The organism is Anoxybacillus sp. FSL W8-0104 (genome assembly GCF_038004465.1).
Classification (GTDB): Bacteria; Bacillota; Bacilli; order Bacillales; family Anoxybacillaceae; genus Anoxybacillus; species Anoxybacillus flavithermus_G.
Map to the genome: position 1 here is coordinate 32,501 of NZ_JBBOQU010000001.1, position 18,076 is coordinate 50,576.

The 18,076-nt window shown below is 41.9% G+C and carries 17 protein-coding genes and 2 rRNA genes (1 of these 19 only partly in view); 18 read left to right on the forward strand and 1 reads right to left on the reverse strand.

What is annotated here, in order from left to right:
- The 10 genes from NST18_RS00165 to rsmI form a co-directional block, all read left to right on the forward strand.
- A 23S ribosomal RNA gene (locus NST18_RS00165) occupies positions 1-2,476 on the forward strand; it begins 450 nt to the left of the window's first position.
- A 203-nt stretch (positions 2,477-2,679) separates the two neighbouring features.
- Positions 2,680-2,796: ribosomal RNA gene (gene rrf / locus NST18_RS00170) — 5S ribosomal RNA — on the forward strand.
- 117 nt (positions 2,797-2,913) lie between these two features.
- Positions 2,914-3,096: a sigma factor G inhibitor Gin gene (locus tag NST18_RS00175; protein WP_004888500.1), complete on the forward strand. Its 183-nt coding sequence runs from the start codon at positions 2,914-2,916 to the stop codon at positions 3,094-3,096.
- An 82-nt stretch (positions 3,097-3,178) separates the two neighbouring features.
- On the forward strand, positions 3,179-4,603 hold the full coding sequence (locus tag NST18_RS00180; RefSeq protein WP_004888503.1) for an aminotransferase class I/II-fold pyridoxal phosphate-dependent enzyme: 1,425 nt from the start codon (positions 3,179-3,181) through the stop codon (positions 4,601-4,603).
- A gap of 1 nt (position 4,604) precedes the next feature.
- On the forward strand, positions 4,605-5,234 hold the full coding sequence (gene tmk / locus NST18_RS00185) for a dTMP kinase (protein WP_004888504.1): 630 nt from the start codon (positions 4,605-4,607) through the stop codon (positions 5,232-5,234).
- 10 nt (positions 5,235-5,244) lie between these two features.
- On the forward strand, positions 5,245-6,243 hold the full coding sequence (holB, locus tag NST18_RS00190; protein WP_064220572.1) for a DNA polymerase III subunit delta': 999 nt from the start codon (positions 5,245-5,247) through the stop codon (positions 6,241-6,243).
- Positions 6,236-7,063: a PSP1 domain-containing protein gene (locus NST18_RS00195; RefSeq protein ID WP_064220571.1), complete on the forward strand. Its 828-nt coding sequence runs from the start codon at positions 6,236-6,238 to the stop codon at positions 7,061-7,063. Before holB ends, NST18_RS00195 begins: the two co-directional genes overlap by 8 nt.
- 15 nt (positions 7,064-7,078) lie before the next feature.
- Positions 7,079-7,426, forward strand: coding sequence for a DNA replication initiation control protein YabA (yabA, locus tag NST18_RS00200; RefSeq protein WP_064220570.1), 348 nt, complete (start codon positions 7,079-7,081; stop codon positions 7,424-7,426).
- 54 nt (positions 7,427-7,480) lie between these two features.
- Entirely contained in the window at positions 7,481-8,215 is a 735-nt protein-coding gene (locus NST18_RS00205; RefSeq protein ID WP_064220569.1) for a tRNA1(Val) (adenine(37)-N6)-methyltransferase, read from the forward strand.
- A gap of 6 nt (positions 8,216-8,221) precedes the next feature.
- Positions 8,222-9,088 carry a 16S rRNA (cytidine(1402)-2'-O)-methyltransferase gene (gene rsmI, locus NST18_RS00210; protein ID WP_004888513.1) on the forward strand — a complete coding sequence of 289 codons (867 nt, stop codon included), beginning with the start codon at positions 8,222-8,224 and terminating at the stop codon, positions 9,086-9,088.
- Positions 9,089-9,124: 36 nt separating this feature from the next.
- On the opposite strand, the gene NST18_RS00215 is transcribed toward rsmI, so the two are convergent.
- A complete protein-coding gene (locus tag NST18_RS00215; RefSeq protein WP_004888514.1) occupies positions 9,125-9,409 on the reverse strand; it encodes an AbrB/MazE/SpoVT family DNA-binding domain-containing protein in 285 nt (94 codons plus the stop codon).
- A 494-nt stretch (positions 9,410-9,903) separates the two neighbouring features.
- Between NST18_RS00215 and metG the strand changes: the two genes are divergently transcribed.
- From metG to ispE, 8 genes are all read left to right on the forward strand, one after another.
- Positions 9,904-11,853, forward strand: coding sequence for a methionine--tRNA ligase (gene metG / locus NST18_RS00220; RefSeq protein WP_192952216.1), 1,950 nt, complete (start codon positions 9,904-9,906; stop codon positions 11,851-11,853).
- Between the two features lie 116 nt (positions 11,854-11,969).
- Positions 11,970-12,737 carry a TatD family hydrolase gene (locus NST18_RS00225; RefSeq protein WP_004888517.1) on the forward strand — a complete coding sequence of 256 codons (768 nt, stop codon included), beginning with the start codon at positions 11,970-11,972 and terminating at the stop codon, positions 12,735-12,737.
- Between the two features lie 204 nt (positions 12,738-12,941).
- Complete coding sequence (locus tag NST18_RS00230; protein WP_004888519.1) at positions 12,942-14,135, forward strand: G5 and 3D domain-containing protein; 1,194 nt, start codon at positions 12,942-12,944, stop codon at positions 14,133-14,135.
- A 60-nt stretch (positions 14,136-14,195) separates the two neighbouring features.
- Entirely contained in the window at positions 14,196-14,768 is a 573-nt protein-coding gene (gene rnmV / locus NST18_RS00235; RefSeq protein ID WP_004888520.1) for a ribonuclease M5, read from the forward strand.
- Positions 14,761-15,648: a 16S rRNA (adenine(1518)-N(6)/adenine(1519)-N(6))-dimethyltransferase RsmA gene (gene rsmA, locus NST18_RS00240; RefSeq protein ID WP_004888522.1), complete on the forward strand. Its 888-nt coding sequence runs from the start codon at positions 14,761-14,763 to the stop codon at positions 15,646-15,648. The genes rnmV and rsmA overlap by 8 nt, the downstream gene beginning before the upstream one ends.
- Positions 15,649-15,686: 38 nt before the next feature.
- Entirely contained in the window at positions 15,687-16,601 is a 915-nt protein-coding gene (gene yabG, locus NST18_RS00245) for a sporulation peptidase YabG (protein ID WP_051035123.1), read from the forward strand.
- Between the two features lie 199 nt (positions 16,602-16,800).
- A complete protein-coding gene (gene veg, locus NST18_RS00250) occupies positions 16,801-17,070 on the forward strand; it encodes a biofilm formation stimulator Veg (RefSeq protein ID WP_004888526.1) in 270 nt (89 codons plus the stop codon).
- A 127-nt stretch (positions 17,071-17,197) separates the two neighbouring features.
- On the forward strand, positions 17,198-18,064 hold the full coding sequence (ispE, locus tag NST18_RS00255) for a 4-(cytidine 5'-diphospho)-2-C-methyl-D-erythritol kinase (RefSeq protein ID WP_340721124.1): 867 nt from the start codon (positions 17,198-17,200) through the stop codon (positions 18,062-18,064).
- Positions 18,065-18,076 lie beyond the last annotated feature (12 nt).

An 18,076-nucleotide genomic window follows, 5' to 3' on the forward strand; every position in this document is an offset into this window, starting at 1 on the left:
AGGGAGGACCATCTCCCAAGGCTAAATACTCCCTAGTGACCGATAGTGAACCAGTACCGTGAGGGAAAGGTGAAAAGCACCCCGGGAGGGGAGTGAAAGAGAACCTGAAACCGTGTGCCTACAAGTAGTCAGAGCCCGTTTATGGGTGATGGCGTGCCTTTTGTAGAATGAACCGGCGAGTTACGATCTCGTGCGAGGTTAAGTCGAAAAGACGGAGCCGCAGCGAAAGCGAGTCTGAATAGGGCGTATAGTACGAGGTCGTAGACCCGAAACCAGGTGATCTACCCATGTCCAGGGTGAAGGTAGGGTAATACCTACTGGAGGCCCGAACCCACGCACGTTGAAAAGTGCGGGGATGAGGTGTGGGTAGGGGTGAAATGCCAATCGAACTTGGAGATAGCTGGTTCTCCCCGAAATAGCTTTAGGGCTAGCCTCGAGTTGAGAGTCTTGGAGGTAGAGCACTGATTGGGCTAGGGGCCCTCATCGGGTTACCGAACTCAGTCAAACTCCGAATGCCAATGACTTATGCTCGGGAGTCAGACTACGAGTGATAAGATCCGTGGTCAAGAGGGAAACAGCCCAGATCACCAGCTAAGGTCCCAAAGTGTACGTTAAGTGGAAAAGGATGTGGAGTTGCTTAGACAACCAGGATGTTGGCTTAGAAGCAGCCACCATTTAAAGAGTGCGTAATAGCTCACTGGTCGAGTGACTCTGCGCCGAAAATGTACCGGGGCTAAACGTACCACCGAAGCTGTGGGACGACTTACGTCGTCGGTAGGGGAGCGTTCTAAGGGCGTCGAAGCTAGACCGGAAGGACTAGTGGAGCGCTTAGAAGTGAGAATGCCGGTGTGAGTAGCGAAAACAGAGGTGAGAATCCTCTGCACCGAAAGCCTAAGGTTTCCTGAGGAAGGCTCGTCCGCTCAGGGTTAGTCGGGACCTAAGCCGAGGCCGAAAGGCGTAGGCGATGGACAACAGGTTGATATTCCTGTACCACCTCCTCACCGTTTGAGCAATGGGGGGACGCAGGAGGATAGGGTCAGCGCGCGACTGGTTGTGCGCGTCCAAGCAGTTAGGCGCCTCAAGTAGGCAAATCCGCTTGAGTAGGCTGAGCTGTGATGGCGAGGGAAATAAAGTACCGAAGTGCCTGATTCCACACTGCCAAGAAAAGCCTCTAGCGAGGTGAGAGGTGCCCGTACCGCAAACCGACACAGGTAGGCGAGGAGAGAATCCTAAGGTGCGCGGGAGAACTCTCGTTAAGGAACTCGGCAAAATGACCCCGTAACTTCGGGAGAAGGGGTGCTCCCTCGGGTGAATAGCCCAGGGGAGCCGCAGTGAAAAGGCCCAAGCGACTGTTTATCAAAAACACAGGTCTCTGCGAAGCCGTAAGGCGAAGTATAGGGGCTGACACCTGCCCGGTGCTGGAAGGTTAAGGGGAGCGCTTAGCGCAAGCGAAGGTGCGAACCGAAGCCCCAGTAAACGGCGGCCGTAACTATAACGGTCCTAAGGTAGCGAAATTCCTTGTCGGGTAAGTTCCGACCCGCACGAAAGGTGTAACGACTTGGGCACTGTCTCAACGAGAGACCCGGTGAAATCATAGTACCTGTGAAGATGCAGGTTACCCGCGACAGGACGGAAAGACCCCGTGGAGCTTTACTGCAGCCTGATATTGAATGTTGGTGCGACATGTACAGCATAGGTGGGAGACTGAGAAGCCTGGACGCCAGTCTAGGTGGAGTCGCCGTTGGGATACCACCCTTGTCGTACTGAGATTCTAACCCGCACCCCTGATCGGGGTGGGAGACAGTGTCAGGTGGGCAGTTTGACTGGGGCGGTCGCCTCCCAAAGCGTAACGGAGGCGCCCAAAGGTTCCCTCAGAATGGTTGGAAATCATTCGAAGAGTGTAAAGGCAGAAGGGAGCTTGACTGCGAGACCTACAAGTCGAGCAGGGACGAAAGTCGGGCTTAGTGATCCGGTGGTTCCGAATGGAAGGGCCATCGCTCAACGGATAAAAGCTACCCCGGGGATAACAGGCTTATCTCCCCCAAGAGTCCACATCGACGGGGAGGTTTGGCACCTCGATGTCGGCTCATCGCATCCTGGGGCTGTAGTCGGTCCCAAGGGTTGGGCTGTTCGCCCATTAAAGCGGTACGCGAGCTGGGTTCAGAACGTCGTGAGACAGTTCGGTCCCTATCCGTCGCGGGCGTAGGAAATTTGAGAGGAGCTGTCCTTAGTACGAGAGGACCGGGATGGACGCACCGCTGGTGTACCAGTTGTTCCGCCAGGAGCACAGCTGGGTAGCTATGTGCGGAAGGGATAAGCGCTGAAAGCATCTAAGCGTGAAGCCCCCCTCAAGATGAGATTTCCCATCGCGTCAAGCGAGTAAGATCCCTTGAAGATGACAAGGTAGATAGGTCCGAGGTGGAAGCGTGGCGACACGTGCAGCTGACGGATACTAATCGATCGAGGACTTAACTAAGCACACAAGAAAAGCGTAGAACGGTCCTTGGCGAAGCCAAGGAAACGTCCGACGGAGCCGAGAGCTTTTGACGAAGACGTGCTTGCACGTCGAACGGAAAAAGCGAAGGCGTAGGAGGATGTTAGTTCGAAGCTAGACAGTAAGAAAAGCTCAGGAGACTGTTCTGTTATCTAGTTTTGAAGGAATTATCCTTCAATATATTGCTCGGTGACGATGGCGGAGAGGTCACACCCGTTCCCATCCCGAACACGGAAGTTAAGCTCTCCAGCGCCGATGGTAGTTGGCGGGACACCGCCTGCGAGAGTAGGACGTTGCCGGGCAAGAAAAGACCAAGACAAAATTTGTCTTGGTCTTTTTTTACTCCCGCACCAAATGCTTTTTTCTGAGTATATTGTTATATGAAACTGGGAAAACTGTTAGCGGGAGGTGGAGAATAAATGTCTTATCAAAAAGCTTGTATTATATGTGATGAGCAAAATAAAAAAGGAATGCATGTTTTTCATCATTTCATATGTATGGATTGTCACAACGATCTCGTTCAAACAGAAACAAATGAGGAGAAATACAAATTTTATGTCGATCGTCTAAGAAAAATTAGAGAGAATAAAATATATTCATAACGAAAGGCCCCTACTATGATTAGGGCCTGTTTTATTTTAATATATAGATATATAAATTAAACTTGTGAGGATGCGAAGAAAGATGGATCAGACGAAGACACCTCTATATACGCTTTTATGTGAACATGCCTCTAAAAAACCAATCTCTTTTCATGTGCCAGGACATAAATACGGAGCTGTTTTTTACGAGGAGGCTCTTTCTTCCTTTTTATCATTGTTACATTTAGATGTAACAGAGCTTTCCCATCTAGACGACTTACATCATCCAACCGGGGCGATTGAACAAGCACAACAATTAGCTGCAAAGTTGTATGGTGCAAAACGTACATATTTTTTAGTGAACGGTTCTACCGCTGGCAACTTGGCAATGATTGCGGCAGCATGTGTACAAAATAAAAAAGTGATTGTGCAACGTAATTGTCATAAATCCATTTTACATGCGCTACATCTTGTTGGGGCAACACCGATTTTTATCTCTCCAGAATTTGATGAAGATGTTCAAGTCATGTCTTTCGTGTCTTTTGAAACAATTTCTCATATGTTGCGCAAGCATCCAGATGCGGCTGCACTTATTTTAACAAATCCAAACTATTACGGCATGGCTATTGATTTAACACCAATCATTCATTTGGCACATTCTTATCGAATCCCTGTTTTAGTTGATGAGGCACATGGTGCTCATTTTGTGCTCGGAGAACCTTTTCCAAAATCGGCGGTTGAGTGTGGGGCGGACGTTGTTGTACAATCAGCCCATAAAACGCTCCCAGCTATGACTATGGGGTCTTTTCTACATTTTAATAGCGAACTGGTCGATGAACGTGCGTTAAAATACTTTTTGCAAGTTTTCCAAACAAGTAGCCCGTCTTATCCGATCATGGCTTCACTTGATTTGGCACGCGCTTATGTAGCACGACAAACGCGTGAAACGATTGATGAAATAATTGCCCAAATTCAATTATTTAAACAAGAATTGCGAACAATTGAGGCGATTCATGTTGTGGAATCACGACATCCGCTTATCCGAACAGACTTATTAAAAATTACGTTGCAAACACGTAGCGCACATTCAGGATATGAGTTACAACAGTTATTAGAAATGAATGGGATATTCACGGAGATGGCTGATCCGTATAACGTATTACTTGTCTATCCGCTTGCGAAAATGAAACAACTCCCAGACGTTACGGAGCGTATAAAACGCGCGTTGCAATCCATTCGTCGTGAGCCGCAAAATGAACGAGTACAAATTCAGTTACCGAAACATTGTCAAGCAGTAAGTTATGAATGGACGAAAGGTCGCCAAACAAAAAAAATTTTGCTTCACGATGCAATCGGATGTGTTTGTGCTCAAATGGTTGTCCCTTATCCACCTGGGATTCCTATTTTACTTATCGGAGAAATTGTGACAAGGCAACATATTGAGATCATTCAGTATTTGAAGAAAACGAATGCCTATTTTCAAACAGATATAGACGGAGATTACATCGAAGTGTTTCAGGAGGTATGAGATGAGCTATTTATTTTTTTCATTTGAAGGTCCAGAGGGAGCAGGGAAAACAACGATCGTGCGCATGTTAAAGGATTATTTGAGCGAACAACATGTTGATGTTGTAGCGACACGTGAGCCAGGTGGAATCGACATTGCCGAGCAAATTCGTGCAGTTATTTTGCATCCTAATAACGAACGAATGGATGCGCGGACAGAAGCTTTGCTTTATGCAGCGGCAAGGCGACAACATTTAGTTGAAAAAGTGATTCCTGCGTTGAAAGATGGGAAAGTCGTTCTTTGTGATCGCTTTATTGACAGTTCTTTAGCTTATCAAGGTGTAGCGCGCGGTTTAGGGATAGATGAGATATTAGCTATTAATGCATTCGCTATTGAGAATTGGATGCCTACATTAACAATTTATTTTGATATTGATCCATCGCTTGGATTAGCGCGCATTCGCGAAAATGGATTGCGGGAAGTGAATCGACTTGATTTAGAGGAATTATCGTTTCATGAACAAGTGCGCAAAGGGTATATGGTGCTATTAGACCGTTTTCCAAATCGGATAAAAAAAGTGGACGCTACTCAACCGATAACAAAAGTGTTTGAGGACGTATGGGCACTAATTGAGCCTTTAATAAGAAAGTGAGAGGATTTTTATGTCTTGGAAAACGCTTGAAATGAATCAACCGCATGTAGCGAAAACGATCGCCAATAGCATAAGAAAAGGAAGAGTGGCCCATGCCTATTTGTTTAAAGGACAAAAAGGGACGGGGAAGAAGGAAGCAGCTCTTTTATTTGCGAAGCGTCTGTTTTGTTTGACACATGTGCACGATGAGCCTTGTGAAATATGTGTCAACTGTCGACGAATTGAATCTGGTAATCATCCGGATGTTCATCTCGTTATCCCAGATGGAAACTCCATTAAAAAGCAACAAATTGAGCAATTGCAAGAGGAGTTTACAAAAACAGCTGTCGAATCGAGTCGTAAATTATATATTATTGAACATGCTGATCAAATGACTGTTCAAGCAGCCAACAGTTTGCTGAAATTTTTAGAGGAACCATCAGCAAAAACGGTGGCAATTTTGTTAACGGAGCAATTTCATCGCATACTTCCGACCATTGTTTCGCGTTGCCAAGTTGTTTCATTCCATCCGTTGTCAACGGAGCGAATATATGCTTATTTACAACAAAAAGGTGTAGCGCGGGAGTTAGCGATATTAGCTGCAAGAGTAACGAACAATGTGGAAGAAGCATATCAATTAAGTCAAGATGATTGGTTTGCACAAGCACGAAAAATAGTGATACAATTATATGAAGCATTAAACAAGCAATATGTCCAAGCATTGCTCGTTATTCAGCAACATTGGCTGACTCATTTTACGAATAAAGAGCAAATGAATATAGGATTGGACTTGTTATTATATTTATATAAAGACTTACTATATGTCATACTCGGTGAAAAACAACAAATTGCATACGATGATTGCATAAGCGAATTCCAGCGGTCGCGTTTTCTCTATTCTGAAAAGCAAATTGCTCAACATATGAAAGCAATTTTACAAGCAAAAGCGCGGTTGCATACGAATATGAATCCGCAGCTTTTAATGGAACAGTTAGTATTGCAGTTGCGGGAGGGATCTGCGTTTGTATGAAGTTGTAGGTGTTCGTTTTAAAAAAGCGGGAAAGATTTATTATTTCGACCCGGGGGATTTACCCATTTCAAATGGTGATTATGTTATTGTTGAAACTGTTCGCGGTGTTGAATTTGGGAAGGTTGTTGTAGCTAAAAAGCAAGTCGACGAAAAAGATATTGTTTTGCCGTTGAAAAAAGTAATTCGCCTAGCTGATCAAAAAGATAAGCTTGTTGTAGAAGAAAATAAAAAAGCAGCGGAAGAAGCATACGATATTTGCTTGAAAAAAGTAGAAGAGCATAGATTAGAAATGAAGCTCGTCGATGTGGAGTATACATTTGATCGTAATAAAATCGTTTTTTATTTTACTGCTGATGGACGAGTCGATTTTCGCGAGCTTGTTAAAGATTTAGCTGCTATTTTCCGCACTAGAATTGAGTTAAGACAAATCGGCGTACGAGATGAAGCGAAAATGTTAGGTGGAATCGGTCCATGTGGACGTATGCTTTGTTGTTCGACGTTTTTAGGTGACTTTGATCCTGTTTCTATAAAAATGGCAAAAGATCAAAATTTATCATTAAATCCGACAAAAATATCAGGATTATGTGGTCGATTAATGTGTTGTTTAAAATATGAAAACGACGAATACGAAACAGCGAAAGAACAGTTGCCGGATTTAGGGGAAATGATCGAAACGCCTCTTGGACTAGGGAAAGTTGTTGGTTTGAACATTTTAGAACGAGTGTTACAAGTGGAGTTAGTGGAAAAAGATCGGGTAGTTGAGTATACGATTGATGAATTAATAAAAGAAAAAGTTCTTCCTACTCAAGCCACAGAGTGATGGGGTGGATGGCGCGTGAATAAAAAAGAGATTTTCCAATCTGTAACGAGTATCGAGGAGCAAATTGCTCATTTATACAAGCAGCTCGGTGAGTTAAAAAGTTATCTTGGAGAGTTAATCGAAGAAAATCATCGCCTCCAAGTTGAAAATGACCATTTGCGTAGACGGCTCGAGCAGCTGTCTGAGCGAAAAATTGAACAAGGCAAAAAACAGACGAAAGCGAAGTTAGTCGATATAGGCGAAGGGTATGATAATTTAGCTCGCTTGTATCAAGAGGGTTTTCACATTTGCAACGTACATTACGGAAGTTTACGGACCGATGGAGATTGTTTGTTTTGCTTGTCATTTTTAAATAAAAAATAGCCTTTCTGACAAATGGTCTGGAAGGCTATTTTGTTGTAGAAAGAGGGAGTTTACATGTTGCGTGGAGATGAACGACTGGACTACTTACTAGCAGAAGATATGAGAATTATCCAAAGTCCATCCGTGTTTGCTTTTTCATTAGATGCTGTATTGTTAGCGAATTTTGTATACGTTCCGATTCAAAAAGGAAATTTAGTTGATTTATGTACAGGCAACGGAGTGATCCCGCTGTTGTTAAGTAAACGGACGAAAGGAAAAATTATTGGTGTCGAAATTCAAGAAAAGATTTATGATATGGCGAAACGAAGTGTACAATATAACGGACTAGAAGGGCAAATTGAAATGATTCACGGCGATATTAAAGATATGCCTGCTTGTCTCGGACATAGTAAATTTGATGTCGTAACGTGCAATCCGCCTTATTTTCCAACACCAAACCAAGAAGAAATCAACAAAAATGAACATTTTGCCATTGCGCGTCATGAAATTTACTGTACGTTAGAAGATGTCATTCGCGTTAGCAGTCAATTGCTCAAACAAGGTGGAAAAGCTGCTTTTGTTCATCGACCGGAGCGGTTATTAGATATCGTGACATTAATGAGACAATACCGTTTAGAGCCGAAGCGTTTACGTTTTGTTTATCCGAAGGAAGGGAAAGAAGCGAATACCATTTTAATTGAAGGAATGAAAGACGGAAATAAAGGATTAAAAATATTACCGCCGCTCTTTGTATATGAACAAAATGGCGAGTATACAGGCGAGTTAAAACATATTTTATACGGGGAATGAGATGGGATGAACGAGCAAAAAAGTTTTATTGAAGAAGATGGAAAAGGGATTTTGTACATTGTTCCAACACCAATTGGAAATTTAGAAGATATGACGTTGCGTGCGATTGAAACGTTACGAACGGTCGATTTCATCGCGGCTGAAGATACACGCCAAACGAAAAAGTTACTGAATCATTTCGACATTCATACGCCGCTTGTGAGTTACCATGAGCATAATAAACAAGCACGAGGAGAGCATATTATTGCTTCTCTACTGGAAGGTAAGCATGTTGCTTTAGTGAGCGATGCAGGGACGCCAACGATTTCCGATCCTGGCCACGAGCTCGTTGTTGAAGCGCTACATGCACAATGTAAAGTTGTCCCTCTTCCTGGTGCAAATGCGGCGGTTACGGCGTTAACAGCTTCTGGACTACCGACGAATCATTTTTATTTTTACGGATTTTTATCACGACATAAAAAAGAAAAGAAGAAAGAACTCGAACGATTAAAACATATAAAAGATACGCTTATTTTTTATGAGGCACCGCATCGTCTCCAAGAAACGTTAACGATCATGCATCATATATTCGGAAATCGAAAAATGGCTCTAGCACGTGAATTAACAAAAAAATTCGAACAGTTTATTCGTGGAACGATTGAAGAAGTGATGCATTGGGCAGAACATCATGAAGTGCGCGGAGAGTTTTGCCTTCTTGTGGAAGGGAATCATATGCCAGATGAACAATCAGTATGGTGGGATGATTTAACGATTGTGGAACATGTCAACTATTACATAGAGGCAAAGCAATACACTTCGAAAGAAGCGATTAAACAAGTAGCAAAAGATCGACAATTGCCGAAACGGGATGTGTACGACGCGTACCATAAGTAAGAAAAAAGTTTCTCTAGAAAAAACTAGAGAAACTTTTTATTTTGATTGTTGAAGAAGGCTTTGAATTTCTTGTAATAATACTTCTGCGCCTTCTTTGCTTAAAATGATTTTTCCGTCTGCAAGTTTGAAGTTGTCGTCAGATACTTCCCCAGTTACTACACAAGTCATATTTGGCTTGTATTTTTTCAAAATGATGCGCTCATCGTCTACATAAATTTCTAACGCATCTTTTTCCGCGATACCTAATGTACGGCGCAATTCAATTGGAATAACTACACGACCTAATTCATCTACTTTACGAACAATACCTGTTGATTTCATACTGTTCTCCTCTCCTTCTTTCATCTTTTTTTCGTCAATATTCGACAAAATCTCTATGGATTTATCATAACAACTTTTCCATTATGCGTCAATCCTTTTATATGCAATAATAAAAAAAAATGTATGATTTACATGTCGTTGCATATAAAATTCGACAAAATGATAGTTGAAATGACAAAATCCAAACGATTTGACAATAGATGCATAACAGTTTTTAACTACTTTTCAAGACGATACAAACATTATTATAAATATTATTCGACAAAATTCAACATGAATTCGACAAAAATATCGCTATTTTTTCGACAAAATTCGACAAATGTGTATTGGTTGTCGACAAGACGATGTCGAATAGTTGACAGCGCTCTCTATTTTTATGTATATTTTTTTGAGATAAGAGGAATAGATGTATTGATCGAGAATACAAGTATGCAATCGCTCTCGTCCTTTGGGCGAGAGCGTTTCTACTACACGTGCGACAAGGAGGGGTACAAGTGACGAAAAAGACGTTTTATATTACTACACCTATTTATTATCCGAGTGATAAATTACATATCGGTCATGCGTATACGACGGTAGCTGGCGATGCAATGGCGAGATATAAACGGATGCGTGGCTACGACGTCATGTATTTAACAGGAACGGATGAACATGGCCAAAAAATTCAGCGAAAAGCGGAAGAAAAAGGAGTTACTCCACAACAGTATGTCGACGAAATTGTTGCAGGCATTAAAGAATTATGGAAGAAGCTTGATATTTCTTATGACGATTTTATTCGTACGACGGAGCAGCGTCATAAACAAGTGGTTGAAAAAATTTTTGCTCGCCTTTTAGAACAAGGAGATATTTATTTGGATGAATATGAAGGATGGTATTGCACCCCTTGTGAATCGTTTTACACGGAACGACAGCTAGTTGAAGGAAATTGTCCAGACTGTGGGCGTTCTGTAGAAAAAGTAAAAGAACAATCGTACTTTTTCCGTATGAGCAAATATGTTGATCGTTTATTGGCGTTTTATGAAGAAAATCCGCAATTTATTCAGCCAGAATCGCGTAAAAACGAAATGATCAACAATTTCATCAAGCCAGGATTAGAAGACTTAGCCGTATCACGGACGACGTTCGACTGGGGTATTCCTGTTCCTGGAGATCCGAAACATGTCATTTATGTATGGATTGATGCGTTGTCCAACTACATTACTGCGCTAGGATATGGAACGGAAAATGACGAAAAATACAAAACGTATTGGCCGGCCGATGTCCATCTTGTTGGAAAGGAAATTGTTCGTTTCCATACGATTTATTGGCCAATTATGTTGATGGCGCTAGATCTTCCGCTTCCGAAAAAAGTGTTTGCACATGGCTGGTTGCTTATGAAAGACGGAAAAATGTCGAAATCGAAAGGAAATGTTGTCGATCCCGTTACGTTAATTGACCGATATGGGTTGGATGCGTTACGTTACTATTTGCTTCGTGAAGTGCCGTTTGGCTCAGATGGTGTGTTTACACCAGAAGGTTTTGTTGAACGCATTAACTACGATTTAGCGAATGATTTAGGGAACTTATTAAATCGGACGGTAGCGATGATCGAAAAATATTTTGCTGGTCGTGTTCCTGTATATAGCGGAACGCACACATCGTTTGATGAACAGCTTGTGCAAATGGCATATGATACGGTGACACAATATGAAGAGGCGATGGAGCAAATGCAATTTTCGCAAGCTCTAGCTGCCGTTTGGCAACTCATTAGTCGCACGAACAAATATATTGATGAAACACAACCATGGGTACTAGCGAAAGACGAAACAGCGCGTGAACAGTTAGCTTCTGTCATGTCACATTTAGCGGAGTCGCTTCGTTATGTAGCTGTTTTATTGCAGCCGTTTTTGACCACAACGCCAAAACGGATGTTTGCTCAACTAGGCATTCAAGATGAAAAGCTGATGGGCTGGGACAGCTTACAAACGTTTGGTGCTTCACAACATGAGCGAATGGTTGAAAAAGGAGCACCGCTGTTTCCTCGTTTAGACGTTCAAGAGGAAGTGCAATACATTCAATCACAGATGAAGGGGACAGTAGCAAATACAGAAGAAAAACAAGAACAAAACGAGGAAACAAGTGAAGAAATTACAATTGACGATTTTATGAAAGTTGATTTGCGTGTCGCACAAGTGATTCACGCTGAACCAATTCCAAAAGCCGATCGCTTACTTAAACTGCAACTTGATTTAGGATATGAAAAACGTCAAGTTGTATCAGGTATTGCGAAATATTACAAACCAGGGGACTTAATTGGGAAAAAAGTGATTTGTGTGACGAATTTAAAACCTGTCAAACTGCGTGGAGAATTATCACAGGGTATGATTTTAGCAGGAGAAAAAGATGGTGTATTATCGTTGGCGACAGTAGACGAGTCGCTTCCAAATGGTGCAAAAGTGAAGTAAAGAGGTGTTGCGAAAACACCTCTTTGTTTCTATTTTGTAACGTAATTGTTATATGGCTGCGATTTATGTAACGAGATTGTGTGGTAAACTGAACATCGGAAGAAAAGAGGGGTTATATGTTATTTGATACACATGCACATTTAAATGCTACACAATTTAACGAAGATGTTGAACAAGTTATCGAACGAGCACGTGCAGAAGGTGTGTCACATATTGTTGTTGTCGGATTTGATCGTCCAACTATCGAGCGAGCAATGGAGTTAGCTGATCAATATTCCTTTATTTACGCAGCTGTCGGATGGCATCCTGTTGATGCGATTCATATGACTGATGACGATCTTATGATGATTGAGCAGCTAGCAGCGCATCCGAAAGTGGTGGCGCTCGGTGAGATGGGGCTTGATTATTATTGGGATCAGTCGCCGAAAGAAGTACAAAAAGAAGTATTTCGAAAGCAAATTCGTTTAGCTAAAAAAGTGAAGTTGCCGATTATTATACATAATCGCGATGCGACAGCTGATATTGTTCATATTTTACAGGAAGAGCAAGCGGCAGAAGTCGGTGGCGTGATGCATTGTTTTACTGGTAGTGTAGAAGTGGCGCACCAATGCATCGATATGAATTTTTATATTTCGTTTGGTGGTCCTGTTACGTTTAAAAATGCAAAAAAACCGAAAGAAGTAGCAAAAGAAATTCCGCTTGATCGGCTACTTATTGAAACGGACTGTCCGTATTTAACGCCGCATCCGTTTCGCGGAAAACGAAACGAACCAAGCTATGTAAAGTATGTTGCCGAAGCGATCGCTGAATTAAAAGGGTTATCTTTTGAAGAAGTTGCTCAAAAAACGTCCGACAACGCCAAGCGATTATTCGGCATTATGTGATAGAGAAACGTGTCGATTTCTAGGAAGGCTTGTCTAAAGAAAAGATGAAACGAGATCGTTCTACAACTTTTCCTACAAGCATACAATAAGCTTGTCGACAAGTCTTTCTTCCCTTATGAAAGAATATTTTGAATAATAGATAATAAGTTTCATAGAGAGGGAGGGTCGTCACGGTCATCTATCGGAAAAGGAGGCGTTTTTATTTTGATTACGTATGTAAAAAAATTATTGCAATCAACATCAAAGAAAAAAATTGCGCTAGCTACAGGAGGATTTCTAGTATTATCAGGAATGACAGGATATGCTAGCTATGAATGGACAAAAGAAACGGTTACGTTATATACAAACGGAAAAGAGCAAAAAGTACGTACCCATGCCAACACAGTCGCTGAGTTATTAAAAGAACAAAACATTAAGCTAAAAGAAGAAGATTTTATTTCTCCCTCACCGCAAACAAAAATTGTTAATCATTTAACTGTTAAGTGGGAAGCGAGTAAGCCGATTGTACTCATTGTTGATGGGGTAGAAAAGAAGTTAAGGACGACGGCTAAAACGGTGAAGGATGTGTTACATGTTCAACAAATTCAGCTCCGTGAGCATGATCAAGTATTACCGAACGTCGATGAAAAAGTGAAAGAAAACATGAAAATTGTTGTAAGCAAAGCATTCCCGATTACATTAAATGACGGCGGCAAACAGCAACAAGTTTGGTCTACTTCGACTACGGTCGCTGACTTTTTAGCTAAACAACACATTACATTGCGGGAGCTGGATCGCGTTCAACCAAAATTGAATGAAATGATTCAACCAAACACAAAAATAAACATTGTTCGAGTTGAAAAAGTCACCGATGTAGTGGAAGAACCGGTAAATTATACAGTTGTGAAAAAGAAAGACGCACAATTGGAAAAAGGCGAGCAAAAGGTAATTAGCGAAGGCGAAAAAGGGCTTGTCGCCAAGCAGTACGAAGTCATCTTGGAAAACGGAAAAGAAGTATCGCGTAAATTAATTAAAACAGAGACAATTAAACCGAGCAAAAATCGTATTGTTGCGATTGGAACAAAGCCAGTTGCCAAAATATTAGCCTCGCGTGGAAGTGGGGAAGTGTCCGAAGAACTTTACGTGATCGCTACAGCGTATACAGCATATTGCACAGGATGTTCTGGAACGACAGCAACGGGAATTAATTTGCGTGCCAATCCAAACGCAAAAGTAATTGCTGTTGATCCACGCGTTATTCCGCTCGGAACGAAAGTATACGTAGAGGGGTACGGATATGCAGTTGCGGCCGACACAGGGAAAAATGTAAAGGGATATAAAATCGATTTATTTTTCCCTGATAAATCAACTGCATATCGCTGGGGCACGAAACGTGTGAAAATAAAAATTATAAAATAACACAGAGGATTTCACGATCCTCTGTTTTTTTCGTTATAATGGGTGAAGAACACATGAGAGATGGAGGATTTTATGAAAATTAAGGAAATTATCGTGGTTGAAGGGCGCGATGATACCGTAGCGATTCGTCGGGCGGTAGATGCTGATACGATTGAAACGAACGGTGCAGCCATTAATGATGAAACAATCGAACGCATTCGTTTAGCTCAACAACAGCGTGGAGTCATTATTTTTACCGATCCGGATTATCCGGGTGAAAAAATTCGTAAAACAATTGCTGAACGTGTGCCGGGATGCAAACATGCCTTTTTAACGCGTGAAGAAGCGCGGGGAAAGCACGGAAAAGGTCTCGGTGTTGAGCACGCTTCGATTGAAGCGATTCGCACAGCGCTATTAAGTGTGTACGAAGAAATGATTGATCCGAAAGAAGAAATTTCATTTCAACAGCTTGTCGATGCCGGATTAATCGGTGGTCCATTCGCACGAGCTCGCCGTGAGCGGTTAGGTCAATTATTAAAAATTGGTTATACAAACGGAAAACAGCTGCATAAACGGTTACAAATGTTTCAAATTTCAAAAGAACAATTTATAGAAGCGATGAAGCAAGTAATGCAGGAGGAAGAACATGTATAAAGATATTGCTACACCGACCCGTACAAAAGAAATTTTAGAGAAGTATGGTTTTTCGTTCAAAAAAAGTTTAGGTCAAAATTTTTTAATTGAGCCGAATGTTTTACACCGCATTGTTGATTTCGCCCAACTTTCTGAACGAACAGGTGTTATTGAAATTGGACCGGGAATCGGGGCGCTTACGGAGCAACTAGCGCGGCGAGCAAAAAAAGTGGTCGCATTTGAAATTGATCAACGGCTTCTTCCCATTTTAGCAGATACGCTTTCCCCATATACGAATGTATCAATCATTCACGAAGATATATTAAAAGCAGACGTACAACAAGTGATAGCGGAACAGTTCACAGATGTTGATGATATTATGGTTGTTGCCAACTTGCCGTATTACGTCACGACCCCAATTATTATGAAGTTGTTGACTGGTCGTTTACCTATTCGCGGTATGGTCGTTATGTTACAAAAAGAGGTAGCTGATCGTATGGCTGCGAAACCAGGGACAAAAGATTACGGCTCCTTGACGATTGCTGTGCAATATTATACGCATGCTGAAACGGTGATGCATGTGCCGAGAACGGTATTTGTGCCAAAGCCAAATGTCGATTCTGCCGTTATTCGCTTATTGAAACGAGAGCAACCTGCCGTTTCTGTCTCGAATGAAGATTTTTTCTTTGCTGTCGTTCGTGCGAGTTTTGGACAGCGGCGGAAAACGATTTTAAATAATTTACTGAACCAATTGCCAAACGGCAAGGAGAAAAAAGAACAGATTGAAAATGCGCTCGCGAATGCTGGTATTGATCCGAAACGTAGAGGAGAGACGCTCGCCATTGCTGAGTTCGCTACATTAAGCGAACAATTATATCCCATTTTTTATCAAGAGGCTTAATGCCTCTTTTTTTTACACGTTCTATCCTTTCGTCGCATATGTTACAAACAAAACAAACGAAAGGGCGAGTGTGTGTGATTCAAGTGGGAGATATTGTTGCACGAAAATCGTATGAATGTGATATTTTGTTTCGGGTTATTGATATAAAAGAAAAAGAAGGGGAAAAAGAAGCCATTTTATATGGGGAGGATGTTCGTCTTATAGCCGATGCTCCGTTTTCTGATTTAGTTGTTATTGACGAGCGGGAAAAAAAGAGAAGAAAAGAAGAAGAAAAGCGGCATATTGAGCAGTGCTATAAATTGTTGCGTCAAGATTATCGGGCGCTACGGGAAAAAAGTGAATATGATGCGACAGGCGGATATGAAGTGAAAATGGATTTTTTCCAATTACCGGGACGTGTGCTTCATATAGATGGCGACCCGCTTTATTTACGTAAATGCATGCAACTGTATGAACGAATCGGGGTCCCGGTATATGGTGTTCATTGTCATGAAACAGATATGCCCGATCGTATTATTCCACTACTTGAACAAGTGCGTCCAGATATTTTAGTTGTAACGGGACATGATGCATATTCGAAATCGAAAGGATCGGTAGATGATTTAAGGGCGTATCGTCATTCGAAATATTTTGTCCAAACAGTGAAGCAGGCACGCAAAAAAATTCCGAATCTCGATCAACTTGTCATTTTTGCTGGGGCGTGTCAATCTCATTTTGAATCGCTTATTCGAGCAGGTGCGAACTTCGCAAGCTCTCCTGCACGCGTCAATATTCATGCTCTCGATCCTGTATATATTGTCTCACGCGTTAGTTTCACTCCTTTTATGGACCGCATTAACGTATGGGACGTATTAAGAAATACATTGACAGGGGAAAAGGGGCTCGGTGGTGTTGAGACGCGCGGTGTTTTGCGGACAGGGATGCCTTTTCGGACGATGGATGAGCAAACATAAACAAAAAATCTCTTGTCTTTTTGCCGTAGTGGTAAAAAGACAAGTTTTGTTTTTTAACACTTTTTGTACATAGTTTTTTCTTTATTTGTTCATAATAAAAACAAAAGTATTGACATTTAATATTTTTTGTTGATATAATTCTTGTTTTTTGACTTATCTTTTTTCATTTGTTATACTATGTAATAGTGAGGTGGATACGATGGGAAAAACATTGTCGGAAATTAAAAAAGTGTTGGATTCGAATCTCGGTAAAAGATTGACGTTAAAAGCGAACGGTGGGCGTCGAAAGACAATCGAGCGTTGCGGCGTGTTAGCGCAAACATATCCGTCCGTATTTGTCGTTGAACTTGATCAAGAAGAAAACGCTTTTGAACGTGTATCATATAGTTATGCAGACGTGTTGACGGAAACAGTACAACTTACATTTTTAGATGACGAACAAGTAGCGATGAGCAGCTCACATTCATGACGGCTAAGGAGGCGACCAATATCGGTGGTCTCTTTTTTTGTGGCCATTGAAAAGGTTCGTATTTGTTCACTATTTTTTGTGGTAAAATGTCGATAGGAGTTTGAAGTCGGAAAAGTAGGTGAACAGTTTGAGGTTGTTAGTGAAAGCACCAGCGAAAATTAATTTATCACTCGACGTATTACATAAGCGCCCAGACGGCTACCATGAAGTAAAAATGGTGATGACGACGATTGATTTAGCTGATCGTGTCGAGTTAATGGATTTGTATAGCGATACGATCCAAATTATTTCGCACAATCGCTTCGTGCCGGATGATGAACGCAATTTAGCATATCAAGCTGCTAAATTGTTGAAGGAGAAAGTGGGTGTTCGTCGAGGGGTAGCGATTTCTATTACGAAGTATATTCCCGTTGCGGCGGGTCTTGCAGGTGGAAGCAGCGATGCCGCTGCAACGTTGCGAGGATTAAATAAGCTGTGGGGGTTAGGGTTGAGTTTAGACGAACTTGCCGAAATTGGGGCGGAGATTGGCTCGGACGTTCCGTTTTGCGTATATGGAGGAACAGCGATCGCAACGGGACGGGGAGAGAAAATTGAGCATATTCCTGCTCCTCCACCAAGTTGGGTCATTTTAGCGAAGCCAACGATCGGTGTGTCAACTGCGGATGTATATCGGAATTTAAACTTGCAATCCGTCGATCATCCAGACGTAGACGGAATGGTTGCTGCGATTAGAGAAAAAGATTATGAGAAAATTTGTGCGCTCGCTGGAAACGTATTAGAAAGTGTCACGCTAAACATGTATCCTAAAGTCGCGCAAATTAAGGAACAAATGAGACGTTTTGGTGCAGATGTCTCATTAATGAGCGGAAGCGGACCGACCGTGTTTGGTCTTGTTCAACATGATTCGCGGTTACAACGTGTATATAATGGTTTGCGAGGTTTTTGCGAACACGTATATGCTGTTCGATTAATTGGAGAAAGACATGAACAATAAAGGAGGAGTTAT

Coding starts and splice junctions, on each gene's coding strand:
- NST18_RS00175 (WP_004888500.1), top strand. CDS start 2,914: ATGTCTTATCAAAAAGCTTGTATTATATGTGATGAGCAAAATAAAAAA.
- NST18_RS00180 (WP_004888503.1), top strand. CDS start 3,179: ATGGATCAGACGAAGACACCTCTATATACGCTTTTATGTGAACATGCC.
- tmk (WP_004888504.1), top strand. CDS start 4,605: ATGAGCTATTTATTTTTTTCATTTGAAGGTCCAGAGGGAGCAGGGAAA.
- holB (WP_064220572.1), top strand. CDS start 5,245: ATGTCTTGGAAAACGCTTGAAATGAATCAACCGCATGTAGCGAAAACG.
- NST18_RS00205 (WP_064220569.1), top strand. CDS start 7,481: ATGTTGCGTGGAGATGAACGACTGGACTACTTACTAGCAGAAGATATG.
- rsmI (WP_004888513.1), top strand. CDS start 8,222: ATGAACGAGCAAAAAAGTTTTATTGAAGAAGATGGAAAAGGGATTTTG.
- NST18_RS00215 (WP_004888514.1), bottom strand. CDS start 9,409: ATGAAATCAACAGGTATTGTTCGTAAAGTAGATGAATTAGGTCGTGTA.
- NST18_RS00225 (WP_004888517.1), top strand. CDS start 11,970: ATGTTATTTGATACACATGCACATTTAAATGCTACACAATTTAACGAA.
- rnmV (WP_004888520.1), top strand. CDS start 14,196: ATGGAGGATTTTATGAAAATTAAGGAAATTATCGTGGTTGAAGGGCGC.
- rsmA (WP_004888522.1), top strand. CDS start 14,761: ATGTATAAAGATATTGCTACACCGACCCGTACAAAAGAAATTTTAGAG.
- yabG (WP_051035123.1), top strand. CDS start 15,687: ATGTTACAAACAAAACAAACGAAAGGGCGAGTGTGTGTGATTCAAGTG.
- veg (WP_004888526.1), top strand. CDS start 16,801: ATGGGAAAAACATTGTCGGAAATTAAAAAAGTGTTGGATTCGAATCTC.